Source organism: Neobacillus sp. PVCKKU3, from assembly GCF_058323225.1.
The window spans coordinates 1-17,998 of record NZ_JBLVQN010000040.1; the positions used below are offsets into that span (position 1 = coordinate 1).

General features: G+C 42.5%; 17 protein-coding genes. 10 read left to right on the forward strand and 7 right to left on the reverse strand.

Annotated features, from left to right (window positions below; all coding sequences use genetic code 11):
- Positions 1-178: 178 nt before the first annotated feature.
- The 6 genes from ACNQGS_RS22400 to ACNQGS_RS22425 all read left to right on the forward strand — a co-directional run bounded on the left by ACNQGS_RS22400 (position 179) and on the right by ACNQGS_RS22425 (position 7,650).
- Positions 179-1,072 carry a GNAT family N-acetyltransferase gene (locus tag ACNQGS_RS22400; protein ID WP_491489265.1) on the forward strand — a complete coding sequence of 298 codons (894 nt, stop codon included), beginning with the start codon at positions 179-181 and terminating at the stop codon, positions 1,070-1,072.
- 202 nt (positions 1,073-1,274) lie between these two features.
- On the forward strand, positions 1,275-2,657 hold the full coding sequence (locus tag ACNQGS_RS22405) for an L-cystine transporter (protein ID WP_491489266.1): 1,383 nt from the start codon (positions 1,275-1,277) through the stop codon (positions 2,655-2,657).
- 238 nt (positions 2,658-2,895) lie between these two features.
- Complete coding sequence (locus ACNQGS_RS22410) at positions 2,896-4,527, forward strand: LPXTG cell wall anchor domain-containing protein (protein ID WP_491489267.1); 1,632 nt, start codon at positions 2,896-2,898, stop codon at positions 4,525-4,527.
- 93 nt (positions 4,528-4,620) lie between these two features.
- Positions 4,621-5,025 (forward strand): hypothetical protein, encoded by a 405-nt coding sequence (locus ACNQGS_RS22415; RefSeq protein WP_491489268.1) that lies wholly within the window; start codon positions 4,621-4,623, stop codon positions 5,023-5,025.
- A 240-nt stretch (positions 5,026-5,265) separates the two neighbouring features.
- Positions 5,266-7,062, forward strand: a complete 1,797-nt coding sequence (locus ACNQGS_RS22420; RefSeq protein WP_491489269.1) for a hypothetical protein — start codon at positions 5,266-5,268, stop codon at positions 7,060-7,062.
- A gap of 102 nt (positions 7,063-7,164) precedes the next feature.
- Positions 7,165-7,650 (forward strand): hypothetical protein, encoded by a 486-nt coding sequence (locus ACNQGS_RS22425; RefSeq protein ID WP_491489270.1) that lies wholly within the window; start codon positions 7,165-7,167, stop codon positions 7,648-7,650.
- A gap of 100 nt (positions 7,651-7,750) precedes the next feature.
- Here the strand turns inward: ACNQGS_RS22425 and ACNQGS_RS22430 are convergent, their stop codons facing one another.
- The 3 genes from ACNQGS_RS22430 to ACNQGS_RS22440 form a co-directional block, all read right to left on the reverse strand.
- Entirely contained in the window at positions 7,751-9,040 is a 1,290-nt protein-coding gene (locus ACNQGS_RS22430; protein WP_491489271.1) for an NCS2 family permease, read from the reverse strand.
- Between the two features lie 302 nt (positions 9,041-9,342).
- On the reverse strand, positions 9,343-10,308 hold the full coding sequence (locus ACNQGS_RS22435) for a LacI family DNA-binding transcriptional regulator (protein ID WP_491489272.1): 966 nt from the start codon (positions 10,306-10,308) through the stop codon (positions 9,343-9,345).
- A gap of 95 nt (positions 10,309-10,403) precedes the next feature.
- The gene (locus ACNQGS_RS22440; RefSeq protein WP_491489273.1) at positions 10,404-11,288 is read right to left on the reverse strand and encodes a hypothetical protein; all 885 of its coding nucleotides are present in this window, start codon (positions 11,286-11,288) and stop codon (positions 10,404-10,406) included.
- A 200-nt stretch (positions 11,289-11,488) separates the two neighbouring features.
- Here ACNQGS_RS22440 and ACNQGS_RS22445 point away from each other — a divergent pair, with 200 nt between their 5' ends.
- On the forward strand, positions 11,489-12,055 hold the full coding sequence (locus tag ACNQGS_RS22445; RefSeq protein WP_491489274.1) for an MOSC domain-containing protein: 567 nt from the start codon (positions 11,489-11,491) through the stop codon (positions 12,053-12,055).
- Between the two features lie 44 nt (positions 12,056-12,099).
- Positions 12,100-12,912 (forward strand): VOC family protein, encoded by an 813-nt coding sequence (locus ACNQGS_RS22450; protein WP_491489275.1) that lies wholly within the window; start codon positions 12,100-12,102, stop codon positions 12,910-12,912.
- 46 nt (positions 12,913-12,958) lie between these two features.
- Here the strand turns inward: ACNQGS_RS22450 and ACNQGS_RS22455 are convergent, their stop codons facing one another.
- From ACNQGS_RS22455 to ACNQGS_RS22465, 3 genes are all read right to left on the reverse strand, one after another.
- Positions 12,959-13,153 carry a hypothetical protein gene (locus ACNQGS_RS22455; protein WP_491489276.1) on the reverse strand — a complete coding sequence of 65 codons (195 nt, stop codon included), beginning with the start codon at positions 13,151-13,153 and terminating at the stop codon, positions 12,959-12,961.
- Between the two features lie 173 nt (positions 13,154-13,326).
- Positions 13,327-14,109, reverse strand: coding sequence for a GNAT family N-acetyltransferase (locus ACNQGS_RS22460; RefSeq protein WP_491489277.1), 783 nt, complete (start codon positions 14,107-14,109; stop codon positions 13,327-13,329).
- A 937-nt stretch (positions 14,110-15,046) separates the two neighbouring features.
- Positions 15,047-15,637, reverse strand: a complete 591-nt coding sequence (locus ACNQGS_RS22465) for a guanylate kinase (RefSeq protein WP_491489278.1) — start codon at positions 15,635-15,637, stop codon at positions 15,047-15,049.
- Positions 15,638-15,823: 186 nt separating this feature from the next.
- On the opposite strand from ACNQGS_RS22465, the gene ACNQGS_RS22470 reads away from it, so the two are divergent.
- On the forward strand, positions 15,824-16,276 hold the full coding sequence (locus ACNQGS_RS22470) for a nucleoside deaminase (protein WP_491489279.1): 453 nt from the start codon (positions 15,824-15,826) through the stop codon (positions 16,274-16,276).
- A 107-nt stretch (positions 16,277-16,383) separates the two neighbouring features.
- Positions 16,384-16,755 (forward strand): hypothetical protein, encoded by a 372-nt coding sequence (locus ACNQGS_RS22475; protein ID WP_491489280.1) that lies wholly within the window; start codon positions 16,384-16,386, stop codon positions 16,753-16,755.
- A gap of 58 nt (positions 16,756-16,813) precedes the next feature.
- Here ACNQGS_RS22475 and ACNQGS_RS22480 read toward each other — a convergent pair whose 3' ends face one another.
- Positions 16,814-17,896 (reverse strand): branched-chain amino acid aminotransferase, encoded by a 1,083-nt coding sequence (locus ACNQGS_RS22480; RefSeq protein ID WP_423800576.1) that lies wholly within the window; start codon positions 17,894-17,896, stop codon positions 16,814-16,816.
- Positions 17,897-17,998 lie beyond the last annotated feature (102 nt).

The following is a 17,998-nucleotide window of genomic DNA, read 5'->3' on the forward strand; positions in this document are numbered from 1 at the left end:
TGTGCATCACTTTTGAATAGTGGGGAAGTTTGGTGGGGGATGAAGGACAAAGCTAGCTGGAGCTGGATAGGAAATGTCCTTCAAGAGGGTTACAATTTTTTTCAGCCATTCAGAATAACCTCATATTATGATAGAGTTTTAATTAACAAATATTGCTATTTGAAGGAGACGTGGAAGGATGAAACTAGAGTCCTTGAAACCTGAAAGACTAAAAGATTTTGTTGAATACTGTAAAATACACCGTAAAGAATTAGATGATTCTTTTTTATATGATGATGATTTAGCAAAGTTTGAACCAAATGATGAAAATCCCACTTACATTGTGGCAAACCAGCAGGGGGAGATTGTCGCTGCAGCATCTCTAATTATCGATGAATATCAGCGAAGGGGGAAACGGGCGCGGTTTCGGATTTTTCACTCGGAAATAAAAGATGTTGAAGTCTACAACATGCTCATGAAGGCATTACGCAAACATACTGCCGATATTGAAAAACTATTTATTTTTGTCCCATTGGTTAACGAGTCATTGTCTAAAGTGGTGGAGGAGTTGGAATTTTCCATTGATAGATACGCTTTCCTGCTTGTTAGAGAGGACATGGATGTACCCGCACTTAGCTTGCCTAAAGGTTACAAGATTAGAGATTTTCTACCCGGAAAAGATGAAGAAATCTGGTGTGAGGTCCGAAATGCCGGGTTTGCGAACCTGAAGGGAAATGAAACGCCCGTTACTCCTGACATGCTCGTGAAGTTGGTTAAAAGTGCGGATTACATTGACGGCGGAATGAAAATCCTCTTTGATAAGGACATTCCGGTCGGCGTTGTACGCGGGGCTAAAGATGAATATGAAGGGGCGCCGATTATGAATATCGGCCCACTTGCCATCCTGCCGGAATATCAGGGCAAAGGCTTAGGCAGACTTTTACTAAGGGCAGCCCTTCAGTTTGCCAAAGAAAAAGCGTACCAAAGAACGATTCTTTCAGTTAATGGGGAGAATGAGCGGGCAAAAGCCCTTTACCTTCAGGAAGGGTTTGAGCAGGTGGAGGGCGTCGCTTGTTATCAGTATGATCTATAGGTGTGTCCGCTTGAAAACAATTAAATTATATTAATATAATAAAATACATTGTGGGGGCGCCCTTCGTTAATAAGGAGGGTGCCCCTTATTTATAGAATTATTAAAGCAAAAACTTAAGTGCTTTAAAGCGTTAGTAATTCCGACTTGACTCATAGGATTAAATATATTAAACTTTGAAAGTATAAAAACAGGGGGTTATGAAATGAATAACATATTAATTATCGTGAACGTTGTCGTTCTTCTCTTGCTGATGTTCGGCTTGTTCATGATGCAAAAAAAGCATGTTTCTTTTTCAAAACGTGTGTTTACCGGACTTGGTTTAGGTCTTGTATTTGGATTTATCATTCATCTTATTTACGGTGGAACACATGAAGTAACAACACAGTCGATTAACTGGTTTAATATTGTCGGCGGTGGTTATGTCAAACTGCTGCAAATGGTTGTTATGCCATTAGTGTTCGTATCGATTGTAGGGGCTTTTACAAAGTTAAAGCTTACTAAAAATATTGGCAAAATTAGTTTTCTTGTCATTGCCATCCTTCTTGGGACCACTGCGGTTTCTGCAGCCATCGGTATCGGATCTGCACTCGGATTCGGGCTTGATGGAATAAAGTTAACGGCGGGGGATGCTGAAAATGCCCGCAATGAGCTATTGAAAGAAAAAGTGGTTGGCGTTGAAAGTATGACACTGCCACAGCAAATCGTTGAACTCATCCCAAGTAATCCGTTTCTAGATTTAACAGGCGCCCGCCCAACATCAACAATCGCGGTTGTTATTTTTGCAGCTTTCATCGGTGTTGCATATCTTGGGATAAAACGCAAGGAACCAGAGAGGGCTGAGTTTTTTGCAAAAATAATCGATACGTTATATTCCATCACCATGAGGGTGGTAACACTCATTCTTAGATTAACGCCATACGGTATTTTGGCCATCATTACAAAGGTGGCAGCGACTAGTGATTACGACGCCATTGTAAAATTAGGAAAGTTTGTCGTCGCATCTTACGTAGCACTTATCTTGATGTTTATTGTACATTTATTACTTTTAACATTTGCAAAATTAAACCCTGTAAACTATGTGAAAAAAGGGATGCCTACATTAACGTTTGCCTTTTCGTCACGTTCAAGTGCAGGAACATTGCCAATGACCATTAAGACACAAACGAAAGACTTTGGCGTGTCTGAAGGGATTGCCAACTTTGCCGGTTCTTTCGGACTATCCATCGGACAAAACGGCTGTGCAGGAATTTATCCGGCGATGCTCGCAGTCATGGTAGCTCCGTCTGCAGGTATTGACCCAACAAGCATTTCTTTCATCATCACTCTGATTATTGTGGTTGCAATCAGTTCATTCGGTGTAGCCGGTGTAGGCGGCGGGGCAACTTTCGCAGCTTTAATCGTTCTATCAGTCTTGAACCTGCCAGTTGCGATTGTTGGTCTCTTAATCTCCGTTGAGCCTTTAATTGACATGGGTCGTACAGCCCTTAACGTCAGTGGTGCAATGACTGCGGGAGTATTAACAAGTAAGGCAACCGGCGAATTCGAAAGCGAAGTTTACCAACAGCCTAATGTAGTGGAAGCATAAATTATTTAAGAGACTGTCGAATTGATTCGACAGTCTCTTTTTTTGGAAGATTCGTTCACTATATTAAACATATTGTTCAAAATAATGAAAAAGTAAGAAAATAGGAGAAAAATGCATTAAAATGGACAAAAACTGTTCTGTATTAAGAAAAATGGCTGAAAACGAACTTTTTCACAGAATGAATTGTTCACTATAATGAACATATCAAAAGAAATAAATGGATGAAGGGGGGAAAAGGATGTTTAAAAAAATAATTCTTGCCTGCTTATTACTTTATAGTTCGACAATGGGATTGAATATCATCAACGTGCAGGCGGCTGAAACCGTGTTATCAATTCCAGAAGCAATTGTACAAGATAATGGAAATGCGGCTGATGGATTAAATGAAACAGTTAACATACCGAACTTGGATTTATCAGATACAAAAGAGGATGCAAGTGCTGCGGATGAAGCTGCGTTGCCTGAAGAGCCATCAAGTTCTGTTGAAGGCAGTCAAGATAGGGTAAACACAGAAAAGGAAGCTGTTTCAGATGATAAAAAGGTTAACCAGAACCAGTCAACTGATAGAACAGGCACCCAAAACCAGGATGTAACCGGTGCTGTAAATGTTGTCCAAGATCAAATGGCCAATGGCACAGTCTGCCAAGAACAGACGGTTAACGCCTCTGCCTTCTGTGAAGGCAAAATTGAAAGTGATGTCCAAGGAGAAGCGGACCAAAGCCAGACAACGAAACTAGAGGCAGGACAGCTGCAAACCGGTGAATCATCTGAAAAAACAGAAGCTGAACAAAAGCAGGCGATGGATGTTACATCCGGACAGATTCAGGAAGTCACCTTAGAAATGGGGGATACCCGAACACAAAATCAAGGCACCAATGCGTCAACGAGCCAATCACAGTCCATCAGTGCAGATGAGCAAGCTGAATTTGAACAGGCGCAGTTAACGGAATTAACGGTCGACCAAAGACAACAGCTTGATTCAAAGGTGGACGAGCAGAAACAGAAAACGACAATAGAGGCACAACAACAACAATATTTAAGTACCATTGGCTCTGCAAAAGTAGAACAAACCCAAACGGCAGAAGTAAAGAGTTCAATCTTCGATACAGTAAAACAAATGGTTGTTGAAACAGGTGTAGATGTAACAACAAAGAATTATATTGAAATTGTAAAAGATTCAGTAAGCAGTATAGTAAAAGTCTTTCAAGAAATTATTGTAAACGGAAAGCTGGTTGATTCTTATTCTCATATGTACGATGTAGATGGAATGAAAGAAGAGCCAACCAATCATAAGTATGAAAAGACGTTTGATTGGGGAACCCTTGTGGTTGAAAATTCGGCAATGGTTTCATTTAGTAAGGAACTGCAGCGTTTCGAAACAACAATGAGCAGTTTTCTAGGGCTTACGTTCTTCTCCAGTATCATCAATAATCAAGTTGAGGAGAAACCAAATCCTGACAATGGCGGGCAACCAGAGGCACCGCCTGCAGACGGAAGTGAAAACCCAGGAACCCAGCCACCAGGGGGAGAAGAGAACCCACCTGTAGATGGTAATAATGGAGGTACTCCTGTAACTCCTCCGGCAAGTGAAAATGAAAATCCGGGGACACCGCCGCAAAACGGGAATGAAGGTACTGCACCAGTCACACCATCTACAGATGGAAACAGCCAGCAGACAACGGTTCTTAATAACGTACAAACTGTGAGTTCACAGCCTGCTGTAATCAAAACTACGGCCGCTGCTCCAGCCGCAAAAGGATATTCACTGCCGGTGACTGCTACAAACAACTTTAATATCCTTCTTTATGGCGGGGTATTAGTATTAGCCGGAGGTTTGCTGTTAATAGTGCGTAGAAGAGTTAATCAATAGTTAAACAGATTGAAAGACCAAAACCTATATAGAAACATTCTATATGGGTTTTGTTTTATGAAAAAATGAATCTATTTTCAAGGGGTAATCATAATGAAAAATAATTTTTTTATTGCTGTCTGCATGACCATAACCATTGCTTTATTTTTTGCATGGTCCCAGCGGTGGTCGGATGGACCGAAACAAACCCAGAAAGATCAGGATACAGATATTGTTCTGCAGCACAAAAAAGACAATTGGGCAGACCAAAGCTGGCTTGTTATTTATGGGGTTGACGGGAAGATTAGCTATTATGGGAGCGAAAAGCCTGCCTCAAATGAGAAGAATCCTGATCAAGTAGAAAAAACACGTAAAACTTTAACTTATGCTTGGTTTGGACTGACATTTTTATTTCTGTTATTAAGTATATTTGGAATAATAAACAAACTGCTGCCTAAAGAACAAAAGAAGACCTCTAAGCCCAATCGGCTTTTGAATTCAGGTGCAGGATACCAATAATCAATACATTAATAATTTCCTTAAAAAGCCCCAAATGAGTGAGGGCTTTTTTACTTTAATAAGGTAAATTGAAAAAATTCAAAAAACTAAGGAAAACGGAGTTTTGGCTTAATAAAGAACATAAATTGTTCGTTATTGAGAAATATTCGCCAAATTTGGCGTTTTTCTAATTAATTCCAGTCATCGTATACTTATCTCAGGAATTAACAATTCCCAATTTTTTTGTGGAGGTATGGAAATTTGGAAAATTATAAGAAAGTCAAAAACGTACTTAACTGGAAACGTATCTTAGGAGTAGGAGTAGTTGCAGGAACTTTGCTAGGTTCTACCTCTGCATTTGCTGCACATGGTGTAAACCAAGACCAATCAGAGATTTCTACCAGAGTGCAGGGCAAAATGGGAGGAGGTCTCCTTGTTTCTCAAAATCAAGGTGCTGGTGATGCTGCAACACAAATCCAAGGCACCGCTTTTTCAAAGAAAGTATCTCAAAGCCAAGCAGCTGATAAATTTACAGCTCAAGGGCAAGCAGCACTTGGCGTTTTGATTGGTCAAGGCCAAGGTTCTTCAAATGAATCATCACAAATTCAGCTTGCTGCCTTCGCTAAAAAGACAGATCAAAATCAAAGCTCAACTGATACTGTTCTGCAAGGTCAAGGGGCTTTGGGTGTATTAATTGGTCAGGGTCAAGGTTCAAGCAATGACACGACTCAGTACCAAGGAACTATCGGAAAACATAATAGCCAAAATCAAACCGGATCAAATAGCAGTGCTCAGGGTCAAGGCGCATTGGGAATATTGATTGGTCAAGTTCAAGGATCATCCAATGACGCCTACCAAGGCCAAGAGTCGCTGGGTAAACATAATTCTCAGGATCAGGATTTCACAAATGAAACTGCTCAAGGCCAATTGGCGGGCGGGTTATTAATTGGTCAGGCTCAAGGTGCTGGCAACAATTCTACCCAAGACCAGTATGCTGAAGGAAAATGGAATGAACAAGAACAGGGAGCTTATAATGGGGTCGAGCAAGGTCAAGGAGCACTTGGCGTCCTAATTGGCCAGGAACAAGGTGCTTCTAACGACTCAAACCAAGTCTCTGAAACTTACGGAGTAGGCAACTATCAAGGTCAAGGTGCTGCCACTGAAACAACACAAGGTCAATCTGCTGTAGGTGCACTAATTGGTCAGTCTCAAGGTTCGGCAAATGAATCCGGCCAGGGTGCAGTTTCTGTTGGAGTTGGCAACGGGCAAGGTCAAGAGGTTATTGGTGTAACTGATCAAGACCAATCTGCCGTTGGTATCGGTGTAGTTCAGGAACAAGGTTCAGCAAATGCTACTGGGCAATCTGCTTATGCTGAAGGACTTGGTAATGGACAATACCAAGGCACTTACAATGAAACTGCTCAAGATCAGGAAGGTGCATTTGGTGCTGCACAAGAGCAAGGTGCGGTCAATGAAACTGCACAAGGCGCAGATGCATCCGGTGCGTTTAATGAACAAGGGCAAGTAGCTGTTAATGAAACTTCCCAAGGCCAAAGCGGCGCGCTTGGTGCTGAACAGTCTCAAGGCGCAGCAACTGACACAACTCAAGTTGCTGCTGCTGATGGTGATGGAAACGCTCAAGCTCAAGAATCAGCAAATTCCACAGAACAATCTCAAGTTGGAGCTGCTGGTGCTGAGCAAGCTCAAGGCTCATCCAACACAACAGCCCAAGGAGCACAGGCTGCTGGAGATTGCAACGAGCAGTCACAGGCTAGCGAAAATACTACAACACAAGGTCAGGCAGCAGCAGGTAATGTTGACCAGTCCCAAGGTTCTGCAACTGGAACAGCACAAACAGCTTCTGCGGTTGGAGCAGGTAACGATCAATCCCAAGCTGCATCAAATGAAACTGTTCAGCAGCAAGATGCAACTGGCAGCGGTACTCAAAGACAAACTTCAGGTGGTCTATCCACCCAAATGGCATCTGCATTTGGTGCTGGCATTACACAAACACAATCTTCCGGCTCAACAGTTGTACAATCACAATCTTCCAATTAATTTATAGCATTAATTTGGGTTCAGCTCCATCTGGTATTACGCTGGATGGGGCTTTCTTTAATACTTATTCATGTTAATCCGTAGGATGGAAGGGGACAAGTTATGTTTAAGAAAAGTGTAGGAACCATTGCAGCTGTTGCTTTATTAACGATTGGAGCAGGGAGCGCGTTCGCTCAAGATAATGATTCATCCGTAAGCCAAAATCAATCTGGCGGTAAATATCAATTACAAACAATTAAAATACAAAAATTACAATTGCAAACAGCTGCTGGTGAGAGCCAGTCTGGAAGCGCAACAGGAGTTCAAACTCAGGTTTCAAACGGATCAAGTGCAATGAGCCAAGAACAGTCAGCTAACACAAATGTTAGTGATCAGGGCCAGTCAACAGAAGCGAGTGTTGATAATAATCAAACTAACGAATCTTCTGGTCTTGCGGTTCAAAGCCAATTGGCCCATACCAATGTTTTCCACTTCCAGGCATCTGTTGCTGGAGGGCCATCTATTCAACATCAAATAGTACAGCGTTCCTCTGTGAATTATCAGTCTGCTATTCCGAATGCTGCCCCAAGTACTTCTAGCGTAGAGTAAAAGAGGGGTATTTGTATTTTGGGAGTTAGAATCAAAGAAAAAAAAAGCAGAATGACGATAGCTGTCATTCTGCTTTTAATATCTAAAATGTTCCTTCAGACTATCCAATTGCATGAAGCAAGAAATTAGTCAGGAACAGGATTGAAACAATATATATTGATAAAGAAAGTTGCTGTCTCTTATTGGTAAACAGCTTTACCAGCGGATAGGCGATAAATCCGAAGGCAATTCCATCAACAATGCTGTAGGTTAACGGAATCATGATGATCACGAGAAAAGCCGGAAAGGCTTCTGTAAAATCAGTGAAATCAATATTCAAGATATTGGTCAGCATTAAACCGCCGATAATAATCAGGATGGGTGCGATGGCTGTTGCCGGAACCAGTTTGATGAACGGCATGATGAAAAGTGCTGCCAGGAAAAGCAGCCCCGTGATAATCGAGGTTAAACCTGTTCTTCCGCCTGCGGAAATGCCTGCTGCCGTTTCGACTGTTGATACAGATGGACTTGTGCCGAATAATCCGCATACGATCGTGGAAATCGAAATGGCCTTTAAGGATTTTCCGTTTTTCTCAGGCGCTTGCAGCATCCCGTCTACTTGGGAATGAAGCAGGCCGATATTTTCAAAAACAAGCACCAAAACCAGTGAAAAAGCCGCTGTCCAGAACGGAATCGTGGTTATTTTTCCAAAGTCAGCACTTAGGAAGACGTTTTTATAGTCCGCAAAGGAAATAAAACTGGTGTGGGTTTTCGAAAAGTCTACCAATCCGAAAAGATAGGACACGAACGTTCCTAAAATAATGCTGATCAGGAAATTCCCAGGTACTTTCTTTAAAAATAAAAATAACGTGATAATCAGATTAATAATCGACGCCATTACAATCGGGGACGCCAAATTGCCAAGCGCCACGAAGTTCGTCGGATTTTCGACAATGATGCCGCTTTTTTGCAGGCCGATAAAAGCAATAAATAAGCCAATTCCGACTGAAATGGATTCCTTTAAAGATGACGGAATCGCTCTTGAGATGATGCTCGATAATTTCGTGAAAGCCACAATCACAAAGAGAATGCCTGACACGACAACGGCTGCCAGTGCCTCTGTGTAGTCCAGCCCCATCGTACCAACAATTGTGTAGGTGAATAGGGCATTAATCCCCATTCCTGGAACAATGATTAACGGTGTGTTGGCGATAAAAGCCACAAGCAAGCAGCCAATCAGTGAAGATAGTACGGTTGCGATAATTCCGGCTTCGAGTGGTATGCCTGCATCCTGCAGGATACTTCCATTGACAGCGATAATATAGACAATGGAAAAGAACGCCGTAACCCCCGCAATAACCTCCTTCTTCAAGCTTGTTCCGTGCTCGCTAAGTTTAAAAACTCCCTTCATTTTCTTATCACACTTTCTAGTGTGTCCCTCTCCCGCCCGCATCAAGTTAGAATTCTATGAATCAACTTATGCCGGGGAATATTATAACACAGAAAATGACAATAACAAGAGAGGAGCTTGCTTCCAGCTAAGCTGCCTGCAGCACCTACCGTAACGCTCGAGAATCCGATCACGCCAGCTAGGTGCTGCAGTATTACAAAATTTAGGATAGATTATGAAACGCGTTTCAGGTCAAGGGGCTTATAGCAATTTTTGAAAAAAAGCCCGGGTACAGACATTTCACCCGACTGAAAGTCTTGGGATTAGACAGTACCCCGTTTAATTAATCTAACAGGTATCTCCTGATAAGAAATTTCCTTTTCTTCCGCTATTCCTTGAAGGAACAGCTTCCTGCCAATTTCTACAAGCGGGATTTCAATCGTCGTGATGTCCATGACTTGAGCGATCGGCTGGTTATTAAAGCCAATCAGCGCTAGGTCACTAGGAATGGAGATTTGCCGATTTCTTGCGCAGGTGACGATTCCGGCAGCGACATCATCATTTGTCACCAGCAAAGCAGTCGGAGCGTCCGGAATTTCTATAATCTTTTCCACGACTCGTTCTCCATCCTCAAAATAAAGACAATTATCGAAAACGTATTCAGGGTCAAATAGCAAATGATTTTTTTGCAGAAAATCCTTATAGGCCATTTCTCTAAACTTACTGTTTGTACCCGTTTTGCGTCCGATAGAATAACCAACTTTTCGATGCCCTTTTTGAATTAAATATTCCAGCGCATAGATAAAGGTTTGATAGTGATCCACAAAGGTGGAAGACGTCTTTTTGCCCCTGGTGTCCTCACACAGTACAATCGGCCCATAAGGAAGAAACTCCTCAATTAACGGCCAGCTGCTTGCTCTCGAACAAATGATTAACGCATCAATTTGTTTTTGCTTTAGCATTTGCAAGGCGTCTAATTCTCTTTCTTCCTTATAGTTGGTTTGGAAAAGAACGAGATTATAATTGTGTGCTAATGCTTCATGGGAGATTCCTTTCATTAACGAAGCGAAATAGGGGTGGTCAATGTATGGGACCACCACACCGACAAGGAAGGTTTTTCCCATGCTTAAATGAACCGCGTTAATATTTGGCTGGTAATTGCTTTTCTTAATGGCATCGAGGACAGCCTTGCGCTTTTCCTCTTTGACATATGGGTGATTATTGAGCACCCTAGATACTGTCGTGACGGAAACGCCGGCCATTTTTGCTAAATCTCTGATATTAGTCAAGGTGTCAGACACTCTCCATCAATCCTATTATTAGGAAGAGTATAATACTTTTTATAAGGAAAATGAAGAATGAAAAGCATCACTTCGTTAAGGTGTTATACGTGAGTAGGCTCTAGTTCAGGGATATTCAGCCTCATATACTTCCTCCCTCTGTTCGGATAAATACCCTCTGTGTGATACCATTCCCATGCTTTTTCGCCCTTTTTGCGGCCGATGGAACCGTTCATTATGAGACCCGGTTTAATCAAGTGGCGGGGGATTCCCTTGATGTAAAAAGTCCGGTTGGTGTTGAATTCGGTTAGCACAATGGTATCTTCAATTCTACTGGTCACTTCAAACAGACTATCCTTCCGTTCAGCAAACTGGTCAAACTTATATTCGACTTTTTGCATCGCCAACTCGAGATTAAAGTCACTGTGGTGAAGCCGAGGGAAATCGCATAAAAAGAGGTAATTCAACAGGCGTTCGCAGGTTTTAAGGTCGGAGCGGGCCTCTTTCACATATTGGTTCACAAGACCATACCAAGAAGTGCCAACCCTTCTGTCCAGCCAGCGGACGAAATTTTGTAACTGCATCAGGAATTTTTCGGTTTCTTTTTCTTGCGGCGTAATTTTCATACAATGAGGAAAATGAGTGAAGATTAATTCTTCCCAGAATGAGGAATCGCATTCTTTCCATGAAGGAGGACAGGTATCTTCTAACGTATCGGTCATAAAGCTTGAAAATACCTCGAGAAATTCATTGCGGAGCTTGTTGGCAGGCTGTTCACGTTTGTAGGAGAGAATGTCTTTTCCATAATAGAAAAAGTGGCCGCGTTGCCGAAAGTGAAATTGGGAGCCCATCGTCATGTTCTTTAAAAATTCCTCCCGTTCCTCCGGATTAGTGAAAGGCTGTATAAATACATTCATTTGCAGCTTATTACCGCAGCATTTCTCCTGAGGTTTGCCGCTGCCGCACGGACATAAAGATTGTTTTTTCATAGAAAGAATCAACCAGCTTTCTAAGTGGATTTTTTTGAAAGGGGCTAGAGAAGATGTTCTAGGGGTGACAACCGTATTATAACTTATCTATGAAAAAATGAATCTGAAAATTTTGTGAACGTGGCCGATTTGTAAAAATTGGATTTGGTGTCAGCCTGAGGTAAAGTAGAATTAGTGGATTTTTACGGGGGGACTTTGATATGAAAAAAGCAAAAGCAAACATCATGGCCATATTAATAGCGGACCGGGCGGGTACGTTTGTGACCAGAAGGATTCCGGAGGTACAACTTGAATTTGGCGGAATAAGAGGTGATCGTCATTTCGGAGTAACGTTCGCGGCTGACTCTAGGCAGCCTATGTATCCAAAGGGGACAGAAATTCTGAACCGCCGGCAGATTACCGTCGTTTCAGAGGAAGACTGTGCCGAGATTGCGGAAGAGTTAGGGGTACCCCATGTTCTGCCGGAATGGCTTGGAGCGAACCTATTGGTACAAGGCTTTCCGGAGTTGACCAAATTAACGCTGGGCTCGCGGATATTGTTCCCAAGCGGGGCTGGGTTGATCTGCATGGGGGAAAACCAGCCGTGCATCTTCCCTGGTGAGGAGATTCAAAAGCATTTTCCGGAGTATTCTAAGCTAGCCGCACGTTTTGTCCGTGCCGGGTATAAGCGGCGGGGTATCGTTTGTGCAGTGGAGAGACCGGGGGGCATTTCCGAAGGTGAAGAGGTACAAATATTGGTAAATGATTATATGAATCCAATGCAATAGTTTTTTATACTTGAAATGATTTTTACATAACAGGGGGAATTCATATGCAATTTTCTTTCGACCATTTAGTTTGGTTCTTCAAAAACCCGGGGGAGGCCATCGAGCCTCTTGAACAAATAGGGTTAAAATTGGTACCCGGCGGACGGCATGAGTCTTGGGGGACGTATAACACCTTAAGTTATTTTGGATTAAGTTACTTAGAGTTTTTAGGAATTGAGGATTGGCAAAAAGCTGAGACGCATGAAGCTAACCGTTTGATTAGGCACATTGTGGAACAGCTTCCGAAGGAGAATGGGGAAGGCCCAGCCAGGATTGCAATCCGCACAAACGAGATTGAAGCATTGGCAGAACAGCTCAAGGAGGAAGGATTCACGGTTTATGGGCCGATTCCGGGAGAGCGTGTCCGCGGTGACGGCGAGGTCATTAAATGGTCGCTGCTATTCCCAGAGTATGCTGGGGCGGAATTGCGGCTTCCTTTCTTTATTCAATGGGAGAAATCCGACGACGAACGGTTGGCAGAACTAGATCAGTTAGATCTTATTGACCGCCATCCGGCGGGGAGTGTCCGATTTGAGAGTGTTGGTTTTGCGGTTCATAATTTGGACGATACCTTGGCCATCTGGGGGAAACTCCTTAACCTCCAAGTGAACGAGGAGTTCACAAACCATGAATTAAATGCTCGGTGCAGAAAAATAGCCCTGGCCGGAACAGAGGTTTTGTTTTGCAGTCCTATGGGGGAAGGGATTGTCGCGGAAGTGCTGAAGGAAAAAGGGGAGACCCCATTCATAGTAAACCTATCAAACACAAACCAAACCCAGATCTTTGAAAAGCTAAATGGTTATTGGAGTTTTCAATAGGTATACTTGTCCGCTTTAACGCGCCGGGGGCAAGGCCCCAGTTGCATTAATACGTGAATGCATCTGAAGCCTGATTGTGTTTTTCTTTTTCGAGTGCGGTAACGATATAGGCAAATCCGTTCATCAGAAAGTAAATGACATTGGATTGGGCTCGCTCGGTTTCCCCTAAATAGGTATTAACGATGGTGAAAACGGAATATAAAATGACAAAGAATAAGGCGATTTTGTTGAATATGACCATTGCTTCCAACCCCTTTATTTAGATGCTTATATTAGCTTATTTGCATGCAGGTGATTTTATGCAGTGGGACAGCCCCCGGCTTGTTAAGGTAATGGTGAGTGAGGGACTTATACCTAGTGTATTAACGGTAAAAAGGAAGGTGACTCGGGACCTTCCTTTTTTTGACGGGGATTTTAGCGGTACATGGTCCACTTCCCAATATCTTTAAAGCCAAGCCGTTTATAAATACGGCCTGCTTCCGGGTTATCATAAAAGAGACAAAGCGTTTTACCTTCTACTAGAACATCCTTAAATAACTTTTCCATGATAGCAGTTGCTAGACCTTGTCGGCGGTTTTCCTTTCGCGTGCAGACTCCGACAATCATCGCTGATATGGAATTTTCCGCTGTCGTGGAAACACAGGCGGTCATTAGGCCTTGGCGGGCGGTATAATAGGTTCTTCCTGTGTTGGATTCCATCGCATTTATTAGCATCTTCCGGGCGTCACTTCTAATGTGAAATTCCTCAATGCTGCTGCGAAGCTCAATGATTTGATCAACGTCCTCAATTGTCGCCTTTTTAACCTCTACATCATTGTCACCAAGACAATCGTCAAAAAGGCACTCTGCAAAAAATGTGACTTGTTTTTTGCCAAGAGTTAGTTCCTCAAAGGCCTCGAATTTTTCCACGATATCGGACTTCCCTGATAGAAAAATAGGCTGCGTGTACTGTCTCATAATGGAGACAAAGCCGGCAGTATCAAATTCTCCCTTGGCGTAAGGAATGAAAGATTGATGGAATCTTAGAAGAACAGCTTTAATTGTACTCTGTTCATCAAACTCTGCCCAAATTTCCTGAAACTCCGATGAATATCCGAAAGCCTCGATATCCCCGATGATAAATAGATTAATAGACGGTTCTTCACTTAAAAATGTAAGAACCTGCTGATGGTCTTGTTCGGTAAGCTTTCTAATCACGCCATAATCCCCCCTTGTTTTAAATAGAGTACGCGTGCGATATGGAAAATTCAAGAATTTTTTTGAAAAGGCTGTTTACAACTCGTAATCTTAAAAGATATATAAACTATGAAGAGTTCATAACGCCTGAACGGTTGGAGGAATCAGTGACTCGGTAGTTATGAAGGGTTCATAACGCCTGAGCGAGTGGAGGACCGAGTGACTCGGTAGTTATGAAGGGTTCATAACGCCTGAACATGTGGAGGAATCAGCGACTCGGTAGTTATGAAGGTGTTCATAAAGCCCGGGCGGTGAAGGAAATAAGGTTTTCGGTAGTTATGAGGGGTTCATAACGCCTGAACGGTTGGAGGAATCAGTGACTCGGTAGTTATGAAGAGTTCATAACGCCTGAGCGAGTGGAGGACCGAGTGACTCGGTAGTTATGAAGGACTTATAACGCCTGAACATGTGGAGGAATCAGTGACTCGGTAGTTATGAAGGTGTTCATAAAGCCCGGGCGGTGAAGGAAATTAGGATTTCGGTAGTTATGAGGGGTTCATAACGCCTGAACGACGAAGGAAATCATCGCATCGGTAGTTATGAAAAGTTCATAACGCCCCATTGTTGAAGGAAATGGAGGCTCTGGTAGTTATGAAGGAGTTCATAAAGCCCGGGGGATGAAGGAAATGAGGGTTTCGGTAATTATGAAATGCTCATAACGCCCAAACATAGAAGGAAATTATCGCTCGGGTAGTTATGAAGAGTTCATAACTACCCAATAATAAAGAAAATGGGAGCTCCGGTAGTTATAAAGAGTTTATAACTACTAAAATGGTAAAAGGAAACCGCTACTCGGTGTGATGGAATAACACAAAAGGCGAACAGTCCCGTGTGAACTGTCCGCCTTTCATTTTACCAATTTTCTAGGTTAATTCTGGGTAAGCCCCTTTTAAGTAGTTTAGTAATCCGTTACGGTGAGATTTCTGTCCAGGTAGGATTCGATTAGCTCGCTTACTTGGTAAGAGACCTGCGGGGAATCGAAGTTTTCGAATGCATGTTCACAGCTGCCTTTATAGCTCATTATTTCGTTATAATGGCTCATATGCCGTTCAATGACTTCCTCACTATCTTGACGATTCTTATGTCTTTCGATGACCGTATCACGATCCGCGTACACAAAAATTCGTACAACATGATCTCTGTACATTTTTTTCAGCTTTTCAGCACCTTCGGGATTTAAGGTCAAATAAACGAAATCATGATTCTTAAATGCCTCGACAACATCTTGTTCACGAATCCCATAATGGATTCCATCAATCTCGACGCTTTCGAGAAATTCTTGTTGGGCTTGCATGTTTTTGAAGGTTTCTTCAGTTATAAAGTGGTAATCTTCGCCGTCTTTTTCATAATGCCGTGGGGAACGAGTGGTGTAAGAGAGAACAGTTTCCATGTCAAATGCGGTAGCGACATTTTTCGCAATAGTTTTTCGTCCGGAACCATCAGGACCTGTGTAAACGAAAATTTTTTCTTTCCCTTTGATCTGATACATCGAGGTACCTCCTTTTATTTTTATAAGATAGCCCTTTATCTGGAGGAAATCTTTCTGGATGCATATAGGGTATACTATCATTATATCAAAATGATAACGAAATGGGAATGTGTGGCTTTATAGGAAAAAACAACTAGGTACTTGCCGGATATGGAGCCTTATCCTAAAAAAGAAAGGAAGAAAGAAATGGACAAATTCATGAAACGGGCTGTAGAGCTCGCACTTCAAAATGTGGCAGAAGGCGGGCAGCCGTTTGGAGCGGTGCTTGTCAAACATAATACAATCGTCTCAGAGGGTGTAAATGAGCTCCACAAAAAGTTTGATATCAGCGGCCATGCGGAGTTGCTGGCCATTCGCCGCGCCCAGGAACAATTTCAAACGAATGATTTATCGGAGTGTGTAGTTTACGCCAGCGGTGAGCCTTGCGCGATGTGCTTGACAGCCATGTACTTTGCCGGAATTGAAAAAGTCTATTATTGTGCGTCGGTAGAGGACGCCGCTGAAGTGGGTTTGGGAAAATCAAAATCCATTTACGAGGATTTGAAAAAGTCTCCATCCGAAAGGTCCTTGCAATTTATCCAAATGCCTTTAGAAGAAGGACAAGAAAGTCCAATGGAGCTTTGGAAAAAACAGCCTTGAAAAAATAAAAAGTGCGAAACAGTTTACAAGCATATGGTTAAAATGAAACTTTTATAGACATGTTACGTATATAAATATATACGATTACAAGGAGATGTATGTAATAAATGTTTCTAGCAGAACTTCAGCCTGAGGAGAAAAGGGCATTTCTTGAACTTGCGGCGATGGTTGCCAATATTGATGGGAATTTGTCGATATTTGAAAGTTCCGTCCTTAGCAAGTTTCAAAAGGAAATGGGGCTGAAGGATTACCAAATAGAAGGTCTCGCAATCGAAGACATTCTGATAACTTTCAAAACTGAACGCTCCAAAAATATCGTTTTAGCAGAACTCTTACAACTGATTTATTCAGATGGGGTTTTTCAAGAAAAAGAAAGCGAAACTATCCAAATCATAAAGGAACACTTTGGATTCGATGCCAATGAATTCGGCAGCTTCAAAGATTGGATAGAAAAAATAAAAGAGTTGTCAGTAAAATAAAAGGTGCCTGACCCCTGCGTGCGTTATCGCGGCGGGGAGCAGGCACCTTTTCTATTGGTTAAACTTCTACAGCGCTCACTTTAACGGTCCAGTTGAACGGATCCTCGAGCTTGCCTAATTGAATGCCTGTGATGCCATCATAGAGGCGTTGGGATGTTTGCCCGATTTTGCGGTCGTTAATGACGATCGTTTTGCCGTTCCATGTTAATTCGCCAACAGGTGAGATAACGGCTGCTGTTCCAGCTCCGAAAACCTCTTCCAGTTCTCCGCGCTCATATGCCGCAAAAACCTCTTCAATGGAGATTCTCTCCTCGCGGACAGGTTCTCCCCAATGTTTTAAAATCTGAATAACAGAATCACGAGTTACCCCTGGTAAAATACTGCCATTTAGCTTAGGTGTAACGACTTCACCATTAATTTTGAAGAAAATATTCATGCTGCCTACTTCTTCAACATATTTGTTTTCCTTCGCATCTAACCAAAGAATTTGCGCGTAGCCGTTCGCTTCGGCCTTTTCCTGGGCTTTCAGGCTTGCTGCGTAATTGCCGGAAGTCTTCACGTGTCCAACCCCGCCAAGAACTGCGCGGACATAATGCTCTTCAACATAGATGTTAACAGGATTTAATTGATCCCCATAATAGGCACCTGACGGAGACATGATAACAAGCAATGTATATTGATGGGCAGGATGTACCCCAAGACCTGCCTCCGATGCATAAATGAACGGGCGGATGTAAAGCGATTGTCCGGCGCCTTCCGGAACCCAGTCTTTTTCAACTGTAACCAATTGTTTAATCGCTTTTAATAAGAACTCCCCATCAACTTGCGGGATGCAAAGCCTGTCGCAGGAGTCGTTCAGACGCTTCATGTTTTTATCCGGACGGAAAAGCTGCACCTCACCATCTGGGGTTTTATAGGCCTTCATTCCTTCAAAAATCGCTTGTCCGTAATGGAATACCATGGATGATGGATCAAGTGTTAATGGTCCATAAGGTACAATCCTGGCATTATGCCAGCCGTTATCTGTATGATAATCCATTACAAACATGTAATCCGTAAAATACTTCCCAAATCCAAGCGAAGCGGGATCAGGCTTAGCCTTTAATTGTTCTCGTTGAATAAATGTAATCTCTTGTGTCATCTTCGCACCTCATCTCGAAATCTCTTATATATAGAGACTACGACTTTTTCAGAAAAAACACAATAATTTGAGTATGGAAAACTTGGTATTCCATGGCACTTT